The organism is Achromobacter sp. HNDS-1, assembly GCF_040084795.1.
Taxonomy (GTDB): domain Bacteria; phylum Pseudomonadota; class Gammaproteobacteria; order Burkholderiales; family Burkholderiaceae_B; genus Achromobacter; species Achromobacter ruhlandii.
The window spans coordinates 2617641-2637806 of the sequence record NZ_CP157584.1 but is presented as its reverse complement, the minus strand read 5'-3'; the positions used below and the strand labels follow the sequence as shown (position 1 = coordinate 2637806).

General features: G+C 66.1%; 19 protein-coding genes. 14 read left to right on the top strand and 5 right to left on the bottom strand.

What is annotated here, in order from left to right:
* The first annotated feature begins 23 nt into the window (after positions 1–23).
* From ABFG95_RS12215 to ABFG95_RS12170, 10 genes are all read left to right on the top strand, one after another.
* A complete protein-coding gene (locus tag ABFG95_RS12215; RefSeq protein WP_348995963.1) occupies positions 24–1307 on the top strand; it encodes a phage tail tape measure protein in 1284 nt (427 codons plus the stop codon).
* Positions 1308–1309: 2 nt separating this feature from the next.
* Positions 1310–1648 carry a phage tail protein gene (locus ABFG95_RS12210; RefSeq protein ID WP_059272693.1) on the top strand — a complete coding sequence of 113 codons (339 nt, stop codon included), beginning with the start codon at positions 1310–1312 and terminating at the stop codon, positions 1646–1648.
* A 184-nt stretch (positions 1649–1832) separates the two neighbouring features.
* A complete protein-coding gene (locus tag ABFG95_RS12205; RefSeq protein WP_059272692.1) occupies positions 1833–2561 on the top strand; it encodes a phage minor tail protein L in 729 nt (242 codons plus the stop codon).
* A 2-nt stretch (positions 2562–2563) separates the two neighbouring features.
* Complete coding sequence (locus ABFG95_RS12200) at positions 2564–3343, top strand: C40 family peptidase (RefSeq protein ID WP_348995962.1); 780 nt, start codon at positions 2564–2566, stop codon at positions 3341–3343.
* Complete coding sequence (locus ABFG95_RS12195; protein WP_238909439.1) at positions 3340–3945, top strand: tail assembly protein; 606 nt, start codon at positions 3340–3342, stop codon at positions 3943–3945. Before ABFG95_RS12200 ends, ABFG95_RS12195 begins: the two co-directional genes overlap by 4 nt.
* Positions 3942–7574 carry a host specificity protein J gene (locus tag ABFG95_RS12190; protein WP_348995961.1) on the top strand — a complete coding sequence of 1211 codons (3633 nt, stop codon included), beginning with the start codon at positions 3942–3944 and terminating at the stop codon, positions 7572–7574. Before ABFG95_RS12195 ends, ABFG95_RS12190 begins: the two co-directional genes overlap by 4 nt.
* Positions 7575–7578: 4 nt before the next feature.
* Positions 7579–7944 carry a hypothetical protein gene (locus ABFG95_RS12185; RefSeq protein WP_269873549.1) on the top strand — a complete coding sequence of 122 codons (366 nt, stop codon included), beginning with the start codon at positions 7579–7581 and terminating at the stop codon, positions 7942–7944.
* Positions 7925–8158 (top strand): hypothetical protein, encoded by a 234-nt coding sequence (locus tag ABFG95_RS12180; protein ID WP_175144876.1) that lies wholly within the window; start codon positions 7925–7927, stop codon positions 8156–8158. The genes ABFG95_RS12185 and ABFG95_RS12180 overlap by 20 nt, the downstream gene beginning before the upstream one ends.
* A complete protein-coding gene (locus ABFG95_RS12175; protein WP_175144875.1) occupies positions 8155–8751 on the top strand; it encodes a tail assembly protein in 597 nt (198 codons plus the stop codon). Before ABFG95_RS12180 ends, ABFG95_RS12175 begins: the two co-directional genes overlap by 4 nt.
* Positions 8752–8881: 130 nt before the next feature.
* The gene (locus ABFG95_RS12170; protein WP_278990956.1) at positions 8882–9811 is read left to right on the top strand and encodes a LysR family transcriptional regulator; all 930 of its coding nucleotides are present in this window, start codon (positions 8882–8884) and stop codon (positions 9809–9811) included.
* Between the two features lie 55 nt (positions 9812–9866).
* Here ABFG95_RS12170 and ABFG95_RS12165 read toward each other — a convergent pair whose 3' ends face one another.
* The 3 genes from ABFG95_RS12165 to ABFG95_RS12155 are packed head-to-tail and all read right to left on the bottom strand — an operon-like array spanning position 9867 to position 12908.
* Entirely contained in the window at positions 9867–10685 is an 819-nt protein-coding gene (locus tag ABFG95_RS12165) for an SDR family oxidoreductase (RefSeq protein ID WP_348995960.1), read from the bottom strand.
* A 31-nt stretch (positions 10686–10716) separates the two neighbouring features.
* Positions 10717–11916 (bottom strand): ABC transporter substrate-binding protein, encoded by a 1200-nt coding sequence (locus ABFG95_RS12160; protein ID WP_348995959.1) that lies wholly within the window; start codon positions 11914–11916, stop codon positions 10717–10719.
* Positions 11917–11972: 56 nt separating this feature from the next.
* Positions 11973–12908, bottom strand: a complete 936-nt coding sequence (locus ABFG95_RS12155) for a 3-keto-5-aminohexanoate cleavage protein (protein ID WP_068980726.1) — start codon at positions 12906–12908, stop codon at positions 11973–11975.
* 338 nt (positions 12909–13246) lie between these two features.
* Between ABFG95_RS12155 and ABFG95_RS12150 the strand changes: the two genes are divergently transcribed.
* From ABFG95_RS12150 to ABFG95_RS12135, 4 genes are all read left to right on the top strand, one after another.
* The gene (locus ABFG95_RS12150; RefSeq protein WP_348995958.1) at positions 13247–14818 is read left to right on the top strand and encodes an FGGY-family carbohydrate kinase; all 1572 of its coding nucleotides are present in this window, start codon (positions 13247–13249) and stop codon (positions 14816–14818) included.
* A gap of 147 nt (positions 14819–14965) precedes the next feature.
* Complete coding sequence (locus ABFG95_RS12145; protein ID WP_336728791.1) at positions 14966–15910, top strand: ABC transporter permease; 945 nt, start codon at positions 14966–14968, stop codon at positions 15908–15910.
* Between the two features lie 14 nt (positions 15911–15924).
* Positions 15925–16884 (top strand): substrate-binding domain-containing protein, encoded by a 960-nt coding sequence (locus tag ABFG95_RS12140; RefSeq protein WP_348995957.1) that lies wholly within the window; start codon positions 15925–15927, stop codon positions 16882–16884.
* A 45-nt stretch (positions 16885–16929) separates the two neighbouring features.
* Positions 16930–17700: an ATP-binding cassette domain-containing protein gene (locus tag ABFG95_RS12135; protein ID WP_348995956.1), complete on the top strand. Its 771-nt coding sequence runs from the start codon at positions 16930–16932 to the stop codon at positions 17698–17700.
* 229 nt (positions 17701–17929) lie between these two features.
* Here the strand turns inward: ABFG95_RS12135 and ABFG95_RS12130 are convergent, their stop codons facing one another.
* Positions 17930–18211, bottom strand: coding sequence for a peptidylprolyl isomerase (locus ABFG95_RS12130; RefSeq protein ID WP_006385706.1), 282 nt, complete (start codon positions 18209–18211; stop codon positions 17930–17932).
* Positions 18212–18359: 148 nt separating this feature from the next.
* Positions 18360–20165 (bottom strand): DNA/RNA helicase domain-containing protein, encoded by a 1806-nt coding sequence (locus ABFG95_RS12125; RefSeq protein WP_348995955.1) that lies wholly within the window; start codon positions 20163–20165, stop codon positions 18360–18362.
* Position 20166: the final 1 nt, after the last annotated feature.

Here is a 20166-nt window from a genome sequence, read left to right as displayed (position 1 = left end):
GGATCTATGTGAGGTATAGGACCATGGCAGACAACAACAACGCCGCGAACATCGAGGCGGAAAACAGGGCGCTCAGACAGAACACCGTCGAGCTCAATCGCAACGCGGCGGCCCGGCGGGCATGGGAGAGCGCCGTTGCGAGGGCCGCGACCGAGTGCCGAAAGAGCAACGACGCCACCAACAAGGGCACCGACGGCAAGAAAAAGTCGACGGACGCGCTGAACAAGCATGCCCAGGCGATCCGGTCCGAGGCGGTCGAGCAGGCGCTGGCGGAAATGAAGAAGGCCGGCGCGATGCTGGGCGTGGATACCGAAGTCGGGAAGATGGAGGTCGAGGCCAGCATCGGCAGGTTCTCGGGCGAGAGCATCGGTGACAAGATCAGCCTGATGGTTGGCGCGTTGGATCTGGACAAGCAGCGCAACGACGTGAAGATGAGCGCGTATATCCAGAGCCTCGTGAATCCCAACGCGGCAGCCAATGAGGAGAAACGCCAGAAGCAGGCGGCGCTCGATCAGGCGTTGGGTGACGGCAGGCTGAGCCAGGACAAGTACGACAAGGAAAGACGCAGTCTCGGAGTCGTCGAGAAAGACGGCGACTTCATGGCGGGCGTGAGCGACAAACTGGTGGAATCCGCGCGCGGCAGCGCGAGCAAGATCCAGGACATCCTGGGCACCAAGATGTATGACTTCGTCTCCGAGAAATTCGACAAGATGGGGCTGTCGTTCCTGGACAACGTGGCCAAGATGGTGACGTCGGCAGCGTCCGCCCAGCTCATGGAGACGCTGCTGGGCAAGGAATTCATGTCGGGTTCGGGCGGCCTGGGGGGCTGGATCGGCCAGGCGGGCGGCTTCATTGCTGGGCTGTTCGGTTCGGGTGGCGCAAGTACCGCCAGCGCCATCGTGCCGTCGGTGGCCCAGGCGTTTCCCGTCCAGTTCGCCAAAGGCGGCGCCTTCACCAACGGCATGACCGCCAGCCCCGTCGCCTTCCCCATGGGCGTAATGGGCGAAGCCGGCCCCGAGGCCATCATGCCGTTGCATCGCGGCGCCGACGGCTCCCTCGGCATCCGCGCGGCCTTCCCGAATGTGGGCGGCGACACCCACCCGGTCGCGGGCGGCGTGGCCGTGAATGTCTACGTGCAGGACGGCAAGGTCAGTTCCTCGAGCGAATCGGGCGAGGGCGGCTGGCAGCAGTTCGGCCAGCAGATCGGCGAATACGTCACGCAGCTTGTGGACCGCCGCATGACGCAATCGTATCGCCAGGGCGGCCTGGCCTGGCAAGCCAACAACAACCGTTTAGCAGGGGCATGAGCATGGCAGTCGAAACCTTCACCTGGTCGCCGCGCATCAATCCGCAAGGCCGGACCAAATTCCGCGTGTTGAGCGCGCAGTTCGGCGATGGCTACAGCCAGGTCGCAGCCGATGGCATCAACAACAAAGTGGCTTCATGGCCCTTGCAGTTCTCGGGGGCGGCCGGGCAGATCGAGCCGATCGTGGCGTTTCTGGATCGACATCAAGGGTACCGGGGCTTCCAATGGCAGCCGCCGCTGGGCGAGCCAGGCTACTACACCGCGACGGATTACGACCTGACCGCAATGGGCGGCGAGATGTACTCGCTGGCCGTCACTTTCCAACAAGTCTTCAGGCCTTGACGCCATGGCGGCGCGGCGCGCGCGAAGCCGCGGGGTGTCGACAGCTCCCGGCGGGTGCCGCGCATCGTGTGCGGCATGCAAGAAATGAGCCGTCGTATCGAAGCATGGGCTGGCCAGGTCGAGCGCCAGGGGGCAGGCCTGGCATATCCGGGCAACCGTCGCGGCAGGCCGCGGAGGAATAGAAATGGGCATTTACGCAGACGTACAAAAACTTGAAGTGGGCGCGTTGGTCGAGCTGTTCGAGCTGGACGCTACCGAGATCGGCGGGCAGGTCCTGCGCTTTCACGGCTACACGCAGGTGGGGCCTGTCTGGTGGCAAGGGCGGCAATACGACCCTTGGGCGATCCGGGCCGAAGGATTTGAACAGGTGGGAGAAGGGCAGCAGCCCTCACCGACGCTGTCGGTGGGCAATATCGGGCAGGATGAAAAAGGCAAGCCTGTTGTTGGCGTGATCTCCGCTTTGTGCATCCATCTTGACGACCTGGTCGGCGCGCGCGTGGTGGTTCGCCGCACGTTGGGCAAATACCTGGACGCCGCTAACTTTCCCGAGGGGAACCCGACGGCCGACCCCCAGGAGGAATTGCCGCCCGAGGTCTGGATCGTGCAACAGAAAACCGTCGAAACGGCGCAGGTCGTGGAATTCTCGCTGTCCAGCGCGCTGGATTTCAATGGCCAGAAATTGCCCGATCGTCCGATCATCGCCGGCGTGTGCGCGTGGCTGCGCAAGGGCGGTTATCGCGGCCCCTATTGTGGCTACACCGGCAGCCGCATGTTCGACATCGATGGCAAGCCGGTCAGCGATCCGACCTTGGACCGCTGTTCGGGCCTGATGTCCGACTGCAAGAAGCGCTTCGGCGAATACGAAATCATCAACTTCGGCGGCTTCCCGTCCGCCGACCTGGTCAGGGGATAGTCATGCTCAAACGCACGATGCAGGCCATCCGCGACCATGGCGTGGCGACGTATCCGCAGGAATGCTGCGGGCTGGTGGTCAAGGCCGGCCGGCGCGAATGGTATGTGCCGTGCCGCAATACGGCCGCCAGCGAAGAACATTTCGTCATGTCGGCCGAAGACTATGCCGCGGCCGAGGAAAGCGGCCGGATCGTGGCGGTGGTGCATTCCCACCCGGATGCGCCGGCCATTCCCAGCGAGGCGGACAGGGTCGCATGCGAGGCGTCCGGCCTGCCGTGGTACATCGTCGCCGTCGAAAAGGACTTCGATGGGCGCGTGAGCGCGGGCGAAATCCGGGGCTTCACGCCGGAGGGCTTCCGGGCGCCGTTGCTGGGCCGCCAGTTCGCGCATGGGGTGCTGGACTGTTATTCACTGGTGCGCGATTGGTATGCGCGCGAGCGTGGCATCACGTTGCGGGATTTTGCGCGCGAAGATGGCTGGTGGGAACGCGGGCGAGCGGGTGACCTCTACATGGAGCACTACGCCGAGGCCGGCTTCCGGCCCCTGGCGCCGCATGAGACGCTGGGGCCGGGCGACGTGGTTGTGATGCAGGTGCGCTCGGATCGCGCCAATCACGCCGGCGTCTTTCTGGGCGCGCAGCCGCTGCGCGAGGCGCCGGACCTGTTTCCGCTGCCCGACGCAATGTTGCATCACCTGTATGGACGCGACTCCGAGCGGGTCGTCTACGGCGGGTTCTGGCGCGAAGCGACCCGGTTGGTATTGCGTTATGGAGAAGAAACATGAGCGACAAGGTGCGTCTGGTGCGGCTGTACGGTTGGCTCGGCAAGCGCTTTGGCCGCGAACACCGCCTGGCGGTGGCCAGCCCGGCCGAGGCGGTGCGCGCGCTGTGCGCCCTGTTGCCGGGGTTCGAGCGGGCGCTGCTGGATAGCGAGCGGCGCGGCGTGCGCTTTGCCTGCTTCGCCGGCCGTCGCAATCTGTCGGAAGACGAACTGCGGCATCCGGTGGGTTCGGACGCCATCCGCATCGCGCCGATGCTGGCGGGCGCCAAGAACGGCGGACTGTTCCAGACGGTGCTGGGCGCGGTGCTGATCGCCGCGGCCGCGATCTACAGCGGCGGCTTGACGGCGGCGTTCCAGGCCGGCGGGCTGCTGCAGGCCACGGCCTCCATGGGCCTGTCGATGATGCTGAGCGGCGTGGCCCAGATGCTGTCGCCGCAGCAACGGCAGCTCAGCGCCATGGACCGCCCCGAAAACGGTGCGTCCTACAACTTCAACGGCCCGGTGAACACCACTGCCCAAGGCAATCCCGTGCCCCTGCTGTACGGGGAAATGTTCGTCGGCAGCGCCACGATCTCCGCGGGCATTTATTCGGAAGACCACGTATGAAACAACGACATCGAATCAGGAACCAGGCGCCCGCGGGCGCCTTTTCTTTTGCCGGCAAGGGGCGGCCGGAGGAGGCGGCGCTGGTCGGCCACAAGGGCAAGGGCGGCGGCGGCGGCCGCACGCCGGTGGAATCGCCCGACAGCCTGCACAGCACCGCCTACGCGCGCGTCATCGACCTGCTGGGCGAAGGCGAGATCTACGGCCCCGTGCACGGCATGGACAACGCGCTGCGCGATGTCTACCTGAACGGCACGCCCGTGGCCAACGAGGACGGCTCGCTGAACTTCACCGGCGCGTCGATCGACTTTCGTACCGGCACGCAGTTGCAGGAGCCGCTGCCCGGCTTTCCCGCGTCGGAAAACACCATCGGCATCAACGCCGAGCTCAAGTCGAGCCAGCCGTGGACGCGTCTGTTCACCAACCTGCAGGCCTCGGCCGTGCGCGTCACGCTGGCGGTCGAAGGCCTGAGCCGCGCGGACACCAAGAACGGCGACATCAACGGCTATCGCGTTGAATACGTGATCGAACTGAACACGGACGGCGCCGGCTACCAGACCGTGCTGTCCAGCGCCTTCGATGGCAAGACCACGCAGCGCTATGCGCGCTCGCATCGCATCGACCTGCCGCGCGCGCGCCAGGGCTGGACCCTGCGCGTGCGCCGCATCACGCCCAATGCCAACAGCAACACGATTTCCGACCGGACAGTGGTGGACACGGTCACCGAGGTCATCGATGCCAAGCTGCGCTATCCCATGTCCGCGCTGGTAGGCATCAAGATCGACGCCTCGCAGTTCCAGAGCATTCCCACCCGCGCGTATCACGTGCGCGGCCGCATCATCCGGGTGCCGTCCAACTATCACCCGGACCTGCGCCGCTATGACGGCGTGTGGGACGGCACCTTCAAGCTGGCCTGGACCAACAACCCGGCGTGGGTGTTCTACGACCTCATCAGCAACGACCGCTACGGCCTGGGCACGCGCGTGCCGGCGGGCTGGCTCGACAAGTGGGGCCTGTACCAGATAGGCCGCTACTGCGACGAGATGGTCGATGACGGCTTCGGCGGCAAGGAGCCGCGCTTTACCTGCAACGTCTACCTGCAACAAGCGGCCGATGCCTACCGGGTAGTGCAGGACTTCGCCTCGATCTTTCGCGGCATGGCCTATTGGGCAAACGCCGCCGTGTTCGCCTCGGCCGACATGCCGGGCGATCCGGTCTACACCTTCTCGTCGGCCAACGTGGTCGATGGGCGCTTCAACTACGTCGGCTCGGCGCTGACCACGCGCTATACGGTGGCGCTGGTGTCCTGGAACGACATGTCCGAGATGGGCCGCCAGAAGGTCGAGTATGTCGAGAACCGCGAGGGCATTGCGCGTTACGGCATTCAGCAGGTGGAAGTGACCGGGTTCGGCTGCACCTCGCGCGGCCAGGCGCACCGGATCGGCAAGTGGATGCTGCTGACCTCCAACCTGGAGACGCGCTCGGTCACGTTCTCGGTGGGCCTGGACGCCTGCCGTGTACGGCCGGGCAGCGTCATTCGCGTGGCCGACCAGCATCTGGCGGGCCGCCGCATCGGCGGCCGCATCCGCGAGGGTTCGGCGACGCAGGTCACGGTTGACGCCGAACTCGGCGTGCGGCCGGGCGACCGGCTAACCGTCAACCTGCCCAACGGCCTGTCGGAGACCCGCGTGGTGGCGACCGCGGTGGGCACCGGCCTGACCGTGGACAACACCGTCTTCACGGTGGACTCGACCGAGCTGACCGCCGACCTGGTCGGCCTGCCCGGCACGGTGCTGCACATCACGGTCACCACGCCGTTCTCGCAGGCGCCGCAGGCTGAGTGCGTGTGGACGCTGGAGTCCGAGGCCCTGTCGGCGCAGACGTTCCGCGTGTTGAGCGTCAAGCGCAAGGAAGGCCTGGTGGCCGAGATCGCTGCCGTGCAGCACGAACCCGGCAAGTTCGACAACGTCGATTTCGGCACGCGACTCGATCCCAAGCCGATCACCGTTGTGCCACCGTCGGTGCAACCGGCCCCTGTGAACATCCGCCTGGCCTCGCGCTCGGTGATCGACCAGGGCCTGGCGCGGCACGTCGGCGTCATTAGCTGGGACGCGGCGCCGTCGGCCGTGGCGTACCAGGTGCAGTGGCGGCGCGACAATTCCGACTGGGTCGAAGCGGGTCGCACCGGCGCGCTGACGCTGGAATTGCCGGATATCCGCGCCGGCGCCTACGTGGCGCGGGTGCGGGCGATCAACGTGTCGGACATCTCGTCGGTGTGGGTCAACTCCACCGAGACAATGCTGGAAGGCGACATCGCGCCGCCGCCGGCGTTGGCGCTGCTGGCCGCCAAACCGCTGGTATTCGGCATCGACCTGCGCTGGGCCTTTCCGGAAGGGCGTTTCACCGCCCAGCGCACCGAGATCTGGTACAGCGCGTCCGACGACCGCGCCAGCGCCGTCAAGCTGGGCGACTTCGCCTTCCCGCAAAGCGCTCATACCCTGATGGGGCTGGCGGCCGGGAAGCGCTTCTACTTCTGGGGCCGAATCGTTGCCCTGAACGGCGAGATCGGCGCCTGGTATCCGGGCGACCAGGGCGTGATGGGCGAGTCCAGTTGGGAAGCCAGCGAGATCCTGGAATACCTGAACGGCAAGATCAGCCGCGACGAACTGGCCCAGGAGCTGACCGGCACCATCGATGGCCTGACCACCGGCCTGGACGAGACCCGCGCAGCGATCACGGCGGAGGAGACCAAGCGGGCCGATGCCGATGGGGCGTTGTCCTCGCGCGTCGACACGGTGATGGCGACCGCCAACGGCGCGGCCGCCGGCGTGCAGGAAACGCGCAATGCGCTGGTGGACGTCGACGGCCAGCTCAAGGCCACTTGGAGCATCAAGGCCCAGGTCACGAAGGACAACAAGATCTACGCAGCGGGCATGTCGCTGGGCGCCTACTCCCAGCCGGATGGCCAGATGCAGACCTCGGTGTACTTCCAGGCCGACCGGCTGGCGCTGCTGAACGTGGCCAACGGCGCGACGACCACGCCGTTCGTGATCGAGAACGGGCAGACGTTCATCAACGAAGCCTTGATCGGTTCGGCGAAGATCACAAATGCGATGATCCGGAGCTTGAGCGCGGAGAAGATCAATGCCGGGGTGATGAGTGCGCAGCGTATCGATGTCAATACGATTGCCGCGCAACTTGCCAACGTGGGCCAGGCGTATATCAAGCGCGCCAATATTCACGATGCGCAGGTGGATACGTTGTCGATCGCCGGGAATGCGGTGACGATTCCCACATCCTGGTCGGGAAGGCGTGAGGGAACAGTTGTCATCAATAGCAATGTTGTAGGGCCGGTTGTCATCATTGCCTACCGTTCAGGCTACCCGGGGATGGCCTCCAATCTGCGCATTTATGTGAACGGCGCATTGAAGGAAGAAGCTGCCGGATCGCATACTGTCTGGCAGAGCGGCAGCGGAGAGGGCACCATGCCGCTGGAATACACCAGCCTGCCCCTCACCGCGGTAGCGGTAGGCGACGCCGTCGTCGGCAACACGGTCATTACGGTCAATTCGAGCCGTTCGGACAGTCGCGACGCGATGATTCGAATCGTCGCGCTGATGGTGAAGAGGTAGAAACATGTATATCGCATCCTTTTACGACCCCCTGGGGCGCATTATCGGTGTCATGCAGGGGCCGCGCGAGAGCGTCCAGGCCACGTCCGAGGTAACTGGCCATCCCTTCGTCGAGGGTGAGGGAGACCCCGAAGTGCAGTATGTGCAGGATCGGTCCATAGTTTCGCGGCCTGCATCGTCCGTGGTCCTGCGAGAGCACACGCTTTCGGAGTTGCCTGTGCCCTGCGTCATCAGGATCGGTGACCGCTCATATCCCTGCAACGACACCACCGCCGAGCTTTCATTCGATCAGCCGGGGACTTATCTCGTCACGGTCGAAGCCTGGCCCTATCTGAACAAGGAGTTCACCGTTGAAAATCCGCCACTATGAACCCTACGCGCCGCTGCGCGCCCGTGCCTATCCCGCCATCGGCGACCAGCTCGACGCGATCATGAAGTTCGCCGCGCACCTGCAGGCGTCGGGCCAGGCGCTGCCCGACGAGGTGGCGAGCTGGGTGTCGCAATGTCATGACGTCAAACAGCGCTACCCGAAGCCGGCCGACGCCGCGGCCGCGCCCCAAGGACTGCCGGAGAGCAAGGCATGACCCAACCCCTCGCAACCGTCCGCCTCTACGGCCGGCTGGGCGCGGAGTTCGGCCGGCTGCACCGGCTGGCCGTCTCCAGCACCGCCGAAGCGGTACGCGCACTGTGCGTATTGCTGCCCGGCTTCGAGGCCCGCCTGCTCGACAGCGAATCCCGGGGCGTGCGCTACGCCTGCTTCGTCGGCCGCCGCAACCTGGAGGAAAGCGAACTGGCGCGGCCGGCGGGCCGTGAAGACATCCGCATCGCGCCCATGCCCACCGGCGCCAAGCGTGGCGGCCTGATGCAGGTGGTGGTGGGCGTGGCGATGATCGTGGCATCCTTTATTCCGGTGGTCAACGCGGCGCTGTGGGCGAGCGCCAGTACCTCGCTGTTGACAATGGGCATGGCGATGACGCTGGGCGGGGTGGTGCAGTTGCTGACGCCGCAACAGCGCGCGTTGAGCGTCAAGGACGGGCCCAATAACGGCGCGTCGTACAACTTCAACGGCCCGGTCAACACCACGGCGCAGGGCAACCCCGTGCCGGTGCTGTACGGCGAGATGTTCGTGGGCAGCGCCACCATCTCGGCGGGTATCTACTCCGAAGACCAGGTGTGAGGCGAGCCGGAAGGCCAGGCATACCGGACGGGTTTCCCGTCCGGTATGCCTGCCGTTCAGCGGCAAGACGACCTAGAATCAGGCATCGGGTGGAGCGGCGCTTCGCCCTGACGGGGAGCCGCGACACCGCATGAAACGCAATTTCAACATCCACGATCTGCGCATCTTCTACACCGTGGTCATGACCGGATCCACCCGCCAGGCCGCGCAGGCCATGCACCTCACGCAGCCGGCCGTCAGCCACGCCATCTCGCGGCTCGAACAGTCTACCGGCGTGCAGTTGTTCGACCGCTCCCACAAGACGCTGCGGCCCACCGAGGCCGGCCAGTACCTGTACGGCGAAGCCAAGTTCGTGCTGGATGAATTGGTGCGCATCGACGAGGCGCTGCACAGCATCGAACAGTTCGGCGGCCGCGGCCTGCGCATTGCCTGCTCGCCCGCGCTGGCGCTTTCGTACGCGCCCGACGCGGTGCGCCGCTATCTGCAGGCCAATGGCACGAGGCCGTTCTCGCTCGACCTGGAGTCATCGGTGCAGGCGATCAGCGCCGTCGACACCATGCGCGCCGATTTCGGGCTGGGGGCGGTGTCGCAGCAGAGCGCGCGGCTGGCGTTCCGGCCATTCCTGCGCACCGAGGTCATGGCCATCGTGCATCGCGAGCATTGCCTTGCGCGTGGCGATATCGTGAGGGTCGGCGACATCCGCCCCGATAGCTACGTGCAGCCCTTGTGGTCCGACTACGTCATGCCCCAGGGCGACATCGCCGAGTCGATGCAGTTGCGTTCCGGCATGCGGGCCCATATGTCGCTGCTGGCGGGCACCGTATGCGCGGTGCGCGGTGTCAGCATGGTCAACGCGCTGTCGGCGGCCGACATCGCGACAGCCTATCCGGAACTGGTGGCGCTGCCGTTGGCTTCGCGCCAGTGGTTCGATTTCGTGCTGATCGCGCGCAACGAGGCGGCCAGCCAGGAGCCGGCCGAGCGCCTGGTCGAGGCGCTGCACGCAGCCGCGCGCGAACGGCAACGCGGGGTGTACGAGCAAGCGATCCAACTGCTCGCTTAGGCGCCGGGCGCCGAATGCCGGTGGCCGCGCGCCCCGGTGCGGCTGGGAACGATCCTCAATCCGCGGGCGGTTGCCACGGCAGCGATTGCAGGTCGCCGTCGATGCTGATGGCCTGTCCGCTGACCATCGCGCCGAAGGGGCTCGCCAGGAACAGCGCGATGTTGGCGATGTCCGCCGCGCGCACGAACTGCCCCAGGCTGACGCCAGCCAGTTCGAGTCGGGTTTCCTCGGCCACCGTCACGCCCATGTTGCGGGCGCGGGCCGCGATCACGCGGTCGATGCGCGGCCCCGCCACCAGGCCCGGCAGCAGCGCGTTGACGCGGATGCCGTAGCCGCCCAGCTCCACCGCCAGCGAGCGGGTCAGGCCGACCACGCCCCACTTGGTGGCGGCGTAGGGCGTGCGCATCGGCACGCCCATGCGGCCGGCGACTGAGCTGATGTTGATGATGCTGCCGCCGCCCGCCTCGCGCAGCGCGGGCAGCGCGTGCCGCACGGTATGGAACTGCGCGGCCAGGTTGATGTCCAGCGTCGCCTCCAGGTCCTGCGGGGCGATGTCGCCGATGCCGGCGGTCGGCCCGGCGATGCCGGCGTTGTTCACCAGCACGTCGAGTCCGCCCAGGCGCGACAGCGCATCGTCCATGTAGCGCTCGATTTCATCGCGCCGGCTCACGTCGGCGCGCGAATGGGGATGCGGGCACGCCGCCAGCGCTTGTTCGTCCACATCGCACACATGCACCCGCGCGCCGCGCGCCGCGAAAGCGCCGGCGATGGCGGCGCCGATGCCGGCCGCGCCCGCCGTGACGATGACGCGTTTGCCCGACAGGTCCACGGGCAGGGCGCCGATGTCCGCCGCGACGGGGTTCTTCACAGTCATGCTGGTTCCTCCAGGGATGACCCGCGCGGGGTCAGGGTTTCATCAGGCGGCAGGTCGATTCGGCCGGCGAGGTATAGATCTGCTCGCCCGGCGCGCGCGCCACCAGCTTGTAGTAGTCCCAAGGCCCCTTCGATTCCGCGGGCGCTTTCACCTGCATCAGGAACATGTCGTGCACCATCAGGCCGTCGGCGCGGATCCTGCCGTCTTTCACGAAGAAGTCGTTCACCGGATTGGCTTTCAGCCACTTCATGACCGTGTCGCCATCGGTGCTGCCGGTGGCGGCCACGGCCTTCAGGTAGGTGGTGGTGGCCGAGTAGTCGCCGGCCTGCAGCATCGACGGCTTCTTCTTCATCTTCTCCTCGAAGCGCGCCGCCCACTGGCGCGACGCGTCGTCCTGGTCCCAATACCAGGCCGTGGTCAGGTACATGCCCTGCGCCGCCGGCAGGCCGAGCGCGTGAATGTCGGTGATCAGCACCAGCAGGCCGGCGATCTTCATCTTCGGCGTCAACCCGAATTCGGCCGCCGCCTTGACCGCGTTGCTGGTGTCGCTGGCGGAGTTGGCCAGCCCCAGCACCGAGGCGCCCGACGCCTGCGCCTGCAGGATGAAGGACGAGAAGTCCGCCGTGTTCAGCGGATGGCGCACGCGCCCCTTGACCGTTCCGCCCTCGGCCTGCACCACGGTCGAGGCATCGCGTTCGAGCGCCTGGCCGAAAGCGTGGTCCACCGTCAGGAAGAACCAGTCCTTGTTGCCTTCCTTGAGCATCGCCCGCGCCGTGCCGCGCGCCAGCGACACGGTGTCGTAGACGTAATGGACGGTGTAGGGCGTGCATTGCGAATTGGTCAGCTCCGAGGCGCCCGCGCTCACCACGAAGAACGGCGTCTTCTTCTCTTCGGCCACCTTGGCCATGGCCAGCGCGGCCGCCGAGTTGGCGCCGGCGATCAGCATGTTCACGCCTTTCTGGTCGAGCCATTCACGGGCCCGCGACGAGGCGATGTCGGCGCGGTTCTGGTGGTCGGCCACCAGCACCTCGACCTTCTTGCCCGCCACCACGCCGCCCAGGTCCGCCACCGCCATTTTGATGGCCTCGGCGCCGCCGGGGCCATCGGCGTCCGCCGAAAGGCCCGACATGTCGGTGATGAAGCCGATGCGGATCACGCCCTCATCGGCCCGGGCCGCGCCCGTCCATCCCAGCACGGCGGCCAGCGCGGCCGCGCACAGTGTCTTTTTCATGTGTGTCTCCTCGATCCTGCGGATCTCGTTGTGGTGGATGGCCCCGCCGCCTTGGTTCAGAAGGCGACGTCCTGGCCGCCTTTCAGTTGCAGGGTCGCGCGCGCTTCATCGGGCGTGGCGATCTGCAGCGACAGGTCTTCCAGGATGCGGCGGATGCGCCGCACCTGGTCGGCGTTGGACCGCGCCAGTTCCCCTGGCCCGTCCCACAGCGAATCTTCCAGTCCCACTCGCACGTTGCCGCCCATCGTCGCGGCCATGGTGGCCAGCGGTGTCTGCTTGCGTCCGGCCGCGAGAACCGACCAGGTGTAGTCGGCGCCGAACAGGCGGTCGGCGGTGCGCTTCATCATCATCACGTCCTCGGGGTGCGTGCCGATGCCGCCCCGGATGCCGAACACGGACTGGATCAGGAAAGGCGGCTTGAGCAGCTTGCGGTCGACGAAATGGGCCGCGGTGTACAGGTGGCCGATGTCGTAGCACTCGATCTCGAAGCGCGTGCCGTTGTCGCCGCAGGATGTCAGGATGTGCTCGATGTCCTTGAAGGTGTTCTTGAAGATCAGGTCGTTGCTGCCTTCCAGGTAGGGGCGTTCCCAGGTGTGCGAGAACGTCTTGAAGCGCTCCAGCAGTTCGTACATGCCGAAGTTCATCGAACCCATGTTCAGTGACGCGACTTCCGGCTTGAAGCGCAGCGCCGGCGCCATTCGGTCGGCCAGCGGCAGCACCGGCGAACCGCCCGTGGTGATGTTGATCACCACATCGGACGCGGCCTTGATGCGCGGCAGGAACTGCGCATACAGCGCCGGGTCCTGCGTCGGCTGGCCCGTGTCCGGCTGGCGCGCGTGCAAGTGCACGATGGCCGCGCCCGCCTCGGCCGCCTCGATGGCGGAGCGGGCGATCTCGTCGGGCGTGACGGGCAGGTGCGGCGACATCGACGGTGTATGGACCGAGCCGGTGATGGCGCAGGTGATGATGACCTTGTTCCTGGATGGCTTCATGGGCCTGGACCTCTTGGATGTGAAGGCCCGGCTGTCTCCCGCCAGGCGCAGGCCATTCTGTCGCACGCCGCCGGCCGCTGTCACCTGAACAGAAATTATCAATTGATAGGGAATCCGGTGCTGCGGCGCAGCGTAGGGAGGGCCGGCGACGGGGAGGTGCGGGATTGGGGGCAGGGGCCCGTGCGGGTCGTCGAAGCGGCCTTTCAGTGAGTGCCATCCTCGTATATCGAAGTATGGGCGGGGGCCGTGCCATCACTTCCATTGATGCGCCGGAAGGGGCGTTTTCGTAATATGCCGGTTCCGGCGCGCCCGTCCCCTTGCCCTTTTCGATCGATGTCATGAATGCTTTTGTGAACTACGTCCTCGCGGTGGACCTGGGCGGCACGCGCTTTCGCGCGGCGCTGGTCGACGGGGAGGGCGGCATCGCTCATTCCTGCTTCATCGACAGCCCGGCGGGTGTCGCGCCTCAGCCTGGTTGGGACGAGATCGACGCCGACGCCTGGTGGCGCGGCCTGCGGGCGCTGGCGGACACCCTGGCGGCGCAGGCCGGCGCGGCGGCTTTCGACGCGGTCCAGGCCATTGCCATCTGCGGTGTCACGCGCACGCAGGTGTTCGTGGACGCGCACGGCGCGGCCATCCGGCCCGCCATCACCTGGCGCGATACGCGGGCGGCCGCGGACCTGCCCGAATGGTTGTCGTCGCTGCCGGCCGGCCATCCGGAAATCGGACAGATCAACGCCTTTCATCCCTGGGCGCGCATCGCCTGGTTGTTGCGCAGGGAACCGGCGCACGCGGCCCGCGTGCGGGCGGTGCTGGATCCCAAGGATTACCTCAATCTGCGCCTGACCGGCCGGGTGGCCAGCGACACGGTTTCGCTGGCTCGCCTGGCGGCTGCGGCGTCCCCTGTTCCGATATACGCCGGGGCGGCGTCCCCGGCTGTTGCGGAGGTGCCTGCTTCGGCGGCGCCCGCCAGCGACCTGCTCACCGCCATCGGCGCCGACCCCGCCTGGGTGCCCGACCTGCTCGATCCCCTGGACACCGTCGGCCCGGTGCGGTCCGGGCTGCCGGGCGCGCTGGCCCGCCTGGCCGGCCGTCCCGTGATCGCCTGCGCCAACGACACCTGGGCCGCCGTCGCCGGCCTGGGCGCGTTGCGCCCGGGGTATGCCTACAACATCTCGGGCACCACCGAAGTGTTCGGCGCGGTGGGCGCCGAGCCGGTGCATGCCGAAGGCCTGATGACCGTGGATTGGGGCGGCGGCCATCACCAGGTCGGCGGGCCGGGCCAGAATGGCGCCGACACCATTGCCTGGCTGTTGCCTTTGCTGGGCCGTCTGGGCGCTGAAGGCATGGCCGGCGTCGGCCCGTCGATGGATACCCTGCTTGGCGCGCCGCGCGATCCGCAGCCGGCCCTGTTCCTGCCGTACCTGCAGGGCGAGCGCGTGCCGTACTGGGACCCGCACCTGCGCGGCGCCTTTGTCGGCCTGAACCGGCGCCATGGCCCGGGCGACCTGGCCTGGGCCGTGCTGGAAGGCGTGGCGTTCCTGAACCGCATCGTGCTGGAGCGCGCCGAGGCGGCGCTGGGCCAGCCCGTGGCCGAAATCCGTTTCGGCGGCGGCGCCGCGTCCAATGCGCGGTGGTGCCAGGTCAAGGCCGACATCTGCGAGCGTCCCGTCATCGTCGGCCAGGCCGACCAGCCCGGCATTCTTGGCGCGGCGGCCACGGCCTGGACCGGGGTGGGGCGTTACGCCAGCTTCGCGGCGGCGCAGGATGCGCTGGCGCGCGTCGCCCGGCGCTACGCGCCGCGCGCCGACCGGGTCGCCGATTATCGGGCCCTATATGCCCAGTTCCGCGCCGCCGAAGCCGCGCTGGCGCCCGTGTCGCATGCATTGACGGCGCTGCGGCTGGGGTAAAACCCTAGGCGTGATCCGGCGCGCCGCGCTGCCGGCGCGCGTGTGCCGGGTATACACTACGACGCCACAGGCCCGGACCACGATCCGGCCGGCGGGCGCGGCATGATGGACGCCCCGCCATCAATCACATGCAGCAAGGGCGAGGCGATGCGCGGCATCCTGGAAAAGTACGGCACGGCAATTGCGGGATTGGTCCTGGTGGGCTTTTTCGCGATAGCCGCCCCGAATTTCGCCGCGCCCGGCAACCTGCTGAACATCGCCAAGGAAACCAGCTTCCTGGCCATCATCGCCATCGGCTTCACGCTGGCGCTGGTGACCGCGGAACTGGACCTGTCCGTGGCCGACGTGGCCAGTCTGGCCGCCGTGGTCACCGGCGCCCTGGTGCATACCGGCCAGCCCGTGCTGCTGGCGATTGCCGCCGGCCTGGGCGTCGGCCTGTTCTGCGGCCTCTTCAATGGCTTTGCCGTCACCCGGCTGCGGGTTCCCTCCCTGATCGCCACGCTCGGCATGGCCGCCATGGCGCGCGGCTTCGCCTTCATGCTGACGGACGGCGTCTCGTACGTGGGCCGCTGGCCCACCGCCTTCACCGCCCTGGCGCGCGGCAAGCCTTTCGGCATCCCCGCGCTGGTGCTGTGGATGGCGGGCGCGGTGCTGCTCGCCTTCTTCCTGGTCAAGTGGACCCGCACCGGCGCCCGCATGACCGCCACCGGCGAGGCCGGCGAGTCCGCCCGCCTGGCGGGCATCAACATCCGCGCCATGAAAAGCATCGGCCTGGCGCTGTCGGGCCTGTGCGCCGGCCTGGCCGCCGTGCTGCTGACTTCCAGCCTGTCCTCTGCCGCGCCCAACATGGCCGGCGACTATTTCCTGTACGCCATCGCCGCCGTGCTGCTGGGCATGACCATGTTCAATCCCGGCCATGCCAACATTCCCGGCACGCTGGTCGCCGCGCTGATCCTCAAGGTCCTGGGCAATGGCCTGGTGTTGATGGGCGCGGCCTATTACGTGCAGGACATCGTCCTGGGCTTCATCATCGTCGCGTCCGTCGCGGTGTCATCGGCCGTGCTCAAGAAAGCGGCCTTCAAATTCGGATAGGAAGGGGAAACAGCATGAGCCGATTCATCAAGCGCACGTTGCTGCTGGGCGCGTTTGCCGCGCAGGCGCTGGCGGCCAGCGCCGCGCACGCCTTCGACGTCGGCGTGGTGGCCTTCCAGATGTCCTCGGAAACCCATGCGCGCGCCGCCAACGCCGCCGCCGAGGCCGCGCGCGCCAAGGGCTGGACCGTGACGCAGTTGAACGCCGAAGGCTCGCTGCCCAAGCTGGCCGAGCAACTCGACACGCTGGTCAACAAGAAGGTCGACGCCATCGTCATCGCCATGGGCAAGCCGGTCGAGACCGACGCCCAGCTGCAGGCCGCCAAGGAAAAGGGCATCGCCGTCGTCGGCGTCATGTCCGGCGCCAGCCCGCACATGCTGTTCGACGTCGAGGTCAATGAATACGCCACCGGCGCGCAATCGGTGCTGTACCTGCTGGGCAAGATGGGCTACCAGGGCAACATCCTGTCGGCCCGCTTCGACGGCAATTCGGGCACCCGCATCCGCGGCAAGATGCTCGACGCGGTGCTGTCGGAAAACACCGCCGTCAAGGACCTGGCCAAGTTCAGCATGGCGCGCACGCAAAGCTGGCGCGACGACGTGCGCAACGGCATGCAGGCGCTGTTCCTGCGCAACCAGGGGCAGTTCAAGGGCGTCTGGGCCTCGTTCGACGGCCAGGCCTACGTGATTGACGACCTGCTGCAGGCACAAGGCATGAAGAAGGGCGACATCACGCTGGTGTCGGTCGACGGCGGTCCGGAGACCTATCGCCGCATCGCCGATCCCAACAGTCTCATCACCGCCACCATGATGATTCCGTTCGAGCAGTTGGGCGTCACCGCCATCGACGCGATTGACCGCATCGTCGTCAAGAAAGAGCCCAAGGACAAGATCGCGTCCGGCCCCTACCTGTTCATGGACTCGGTGCTGGTCGATGCCAGCAACGTGCAGCAATTCCTGACCCCCGCCAAATAGGCCCACGGCAGGCGGCGTGCCGCGCCGCCCGCCGCCGCATCCTTCATGTCCGCTTCCGCCACCATGACCGCCGCTCCGCCCGCCGCGCTATCGCTCCGCCAAGTCCGCAAGTCCTACGGTGCCGTCGAGGCCCTGAAGGGCGTCGACCTGGAGGTGCCGGCGGGCCGCGTCATGGCCATCTGCGGCGACAACGGCGCGGGCAAGTCCACGCTGATCCGCATCATCTCGGGCGCCCAGGCGCCCACGGGCGGCGAATTGAGCCTGGATGGCAAGGCGGTGGTGTTCGGCTCGCCGCATGACGCGCTGGCGCAGGGCATCGCCACCATCTACCAGGACCTGGCGCTGGCGCCGCGCCTGTCGATCTGGGAAAACGTCTTCATGGGCGCCGAACTGGTGCGCCGCATCGGTCCGCTGCGCGTGCTCGACAAGCGCCGCATGGCGCAGCAGGCGCGCGGTTACCTGCAACGCCTGTCGGTGCCGATCGACGACATGGACCGCCCGGTCGAACGCATGTCGGGTGGCCAGCGTCAGGCCGTGGCCATCGCGCGGGCGCTGCGCTGGGATGCGCGCGTCGTCATCATGGACGAGCCCACCGCCGCGCTCGGGGTCAAGGAAACCGCGCTGGTCCTGAACCTGGTGCGCAAGCTGCGCGAGGAAGGGCGCACCGTCATCCTGATCAGCCACAACATGGCCGACGTGGTCGCGCTGGCCGACCGCGTTGCGATTCTCAAGAGCGGCGTCAAGGTCGTGGAGCGCGACGTGGCGGGCCTGGACGCCGACGCGCTGGCGCATATGGTGATGACGGGCAAGGCCTGAGGGCCGGGGTACCCACGGCGTGCTGCCGCGAGCGGGCAGAAGTGCGACATGGCCGCGATCAGAGAACGGACAAGGTCGGGCGAGAGCTTTGTGGACCGCCTCACGGATTCCGCATGGTAGCGGCGTGTCTCGTTGCCGATGCCGCGCGCCTTGCCCATGATGCTGGACGAAAAAAAACCGCCACCGGCGTTGCGCCGGCGACGGTCCCTTGACCTGACGCGACGAGGACTCAGTCCTTGCGGCTGGTCACTTCGACCAGGTGATAACCGAACTGGGTCTTCACCGGGCCCTGGACTTCGCCGACCGGGGCGCTGAACACCACGGTGTCGAATTCCTTGACCATCTGGCCCGGGCCGAACGTGCCCAGATTGCCGCCGTCGCGGCTGGACGGGCAGCTGGAGTTTTCCTTGGCCAGTTGGGCGAAGTCGGCGCCGTTTTCGATGGCGGTCTTCAGTTCGTTGGCCTTGGCTTCGGTCGAAACCAGGATGTGGCGGGCGGAGGCTTGTGCCATGTTGGGCTCCTTGCGGGGGAATGATTGGGGTGGGGAGAGTAACGCATTTGGGCGGACTCGCAGCGGTGCCATCATAAACGGGCGGGGAGCTTGGCGCGTTTCAAGGGTGTAACGCCATGGTCTGCCAAAAGCGGCCCGCCTTGGTTGGCTATGTGCGCCCCGCGGCCGGTTTTGGAAACGTCCCTGTGGTGCTTTTGTCCAGCATCTGGGCGAGCTTGTCTTGCAGGCCTGCGTGCACCGCGTAGATAAGCACACCCTTCTTTGCCCTGGTCATGAGCACATAGTAAATGTTACGAATGGCCCTGGAGAAGTTGCTATCCCGTTGCTCTTGCGGAATATTTCCCCGAGTTCGGGTGCTCGTGAGCGGTGCATACTGCTGGGCAGAGGCCTGGATGCGCAGGCCCTTTTCGGTGTGGATGAGATCATCGCCTATCAGGACACCCACATAGTCATATTCGAATCCCTGCACGGTATATATGGCTCCAACTTCCTCATGGAGGCCGGGAGCCCGGTTCCATTCTGCATAGGAACGCGGGGCATTCCACCGAGCTTGCCAGCCATTGATGTCGATATCGTAGTTCCTGCCAGGTGTCTTTGCCGTCTTCCAGGGCCAACAGTATCCGGCGACTATGCGACAGGTGGATCCGTCTTTCGCTTGTGCCGCGAGCAGCCTTTGCATGGTGTCGGGGGAGTCGACCAGCGTCACCTCGAAATCCTCATCGGCTTTCAGGGGGGCCAGCTTTCCGTGATTCATGAAATCATCCACCCAGGCCAAATAGGCGTTTGCATCGCGGCAACGCAATTGTTCGGTGAGTGTGCGTTCCGTTACGCACATGCCGGCGTCCAATGCCGCATCCAGGATATGGTGGCTTCGACAGTTTTCGTCGGGATGGAGCCACTGATTGTCATCCACGAAAAATATGGTGAGCTGCCTGTTGCGCAGCAGTTTTGGCAGATCTCCCTCGGACAGGCGATGAGCCTCGTCGACCACCAGGTATTCGGTCGCCGCTCTCCCTTCGGAATAGAAATCCAGGTGTTCCATGCAGTCCTTGATGGCGGCGGAGCGAACGTAGTATTTCGGATTCTTTCCGCGCTCCATCAAGTATCGAACCAGCAGCATTGCGAGCACGGTCTTGCCCGTGCCGACAATCCCCTTGACGATGACGCAGGTGGGCGTCGTTATCTCGTTCAGGGCGGACGCGATTTCCTTGAACGTTTCAGTTTGTCCTGTAGATGGTTCGAACAGGGCGCTGCAGTTGAGCTTGTTGCTGAAATTGGCAATGAAGGTGTCGGAATACCGAAGCCTTGGTGAGATCAGCCTTTCGAGAATCGGGCTCTTGCGTTGCAGGTTCGCTAGAAGAGCAAGCGCGCCCGTTCTTCCGTGATTGCGCGTCATCAGATGCGCGCGGTTCAAATGATCCCGAAACCGCGATTCCCTGAGCAGGTCATTGTCGATTTCGGCATATTCATGGAGGTAGGCCAAGGCATGGATCTGTGGGGACTCTTCGCCCAGGTCCAGAAGTTGCCCAAGGGCGACGCGGTAGATGTCCGCCTGTTCACAGGGGTGGTCGGTGCTGTATGGTTCGCTCGCATTGACCGTTAGCCACCCCATGTCGAATTCGTGGTTCAGGCGGATGCTTCCCTGGGACCATTGCTTCAGTTCAATGATCACAATATGCGTCTGGGCGGCAGCATCCATTCCGATCAGGACGCAGTCGGCCCGCCGATTACCCAGGGGCATGGGGTACTCGATCAGGATGTGCCCATCCATGGGCAATGTTCTGAGCAAATTCGCCAAGGCCGGCAGTGATTTTGCCCAGGATGCCTTTTCCTGTGCGGAAACACCGTTTCGATCAAATGTCTCGACAAATCGACGTGCCAGCCTGTCCGGAAGATCTGGATCAAGGGCTTGATGGCAGAACTCCTCGACGGAGAATATCGCCAGGGCCGTCATT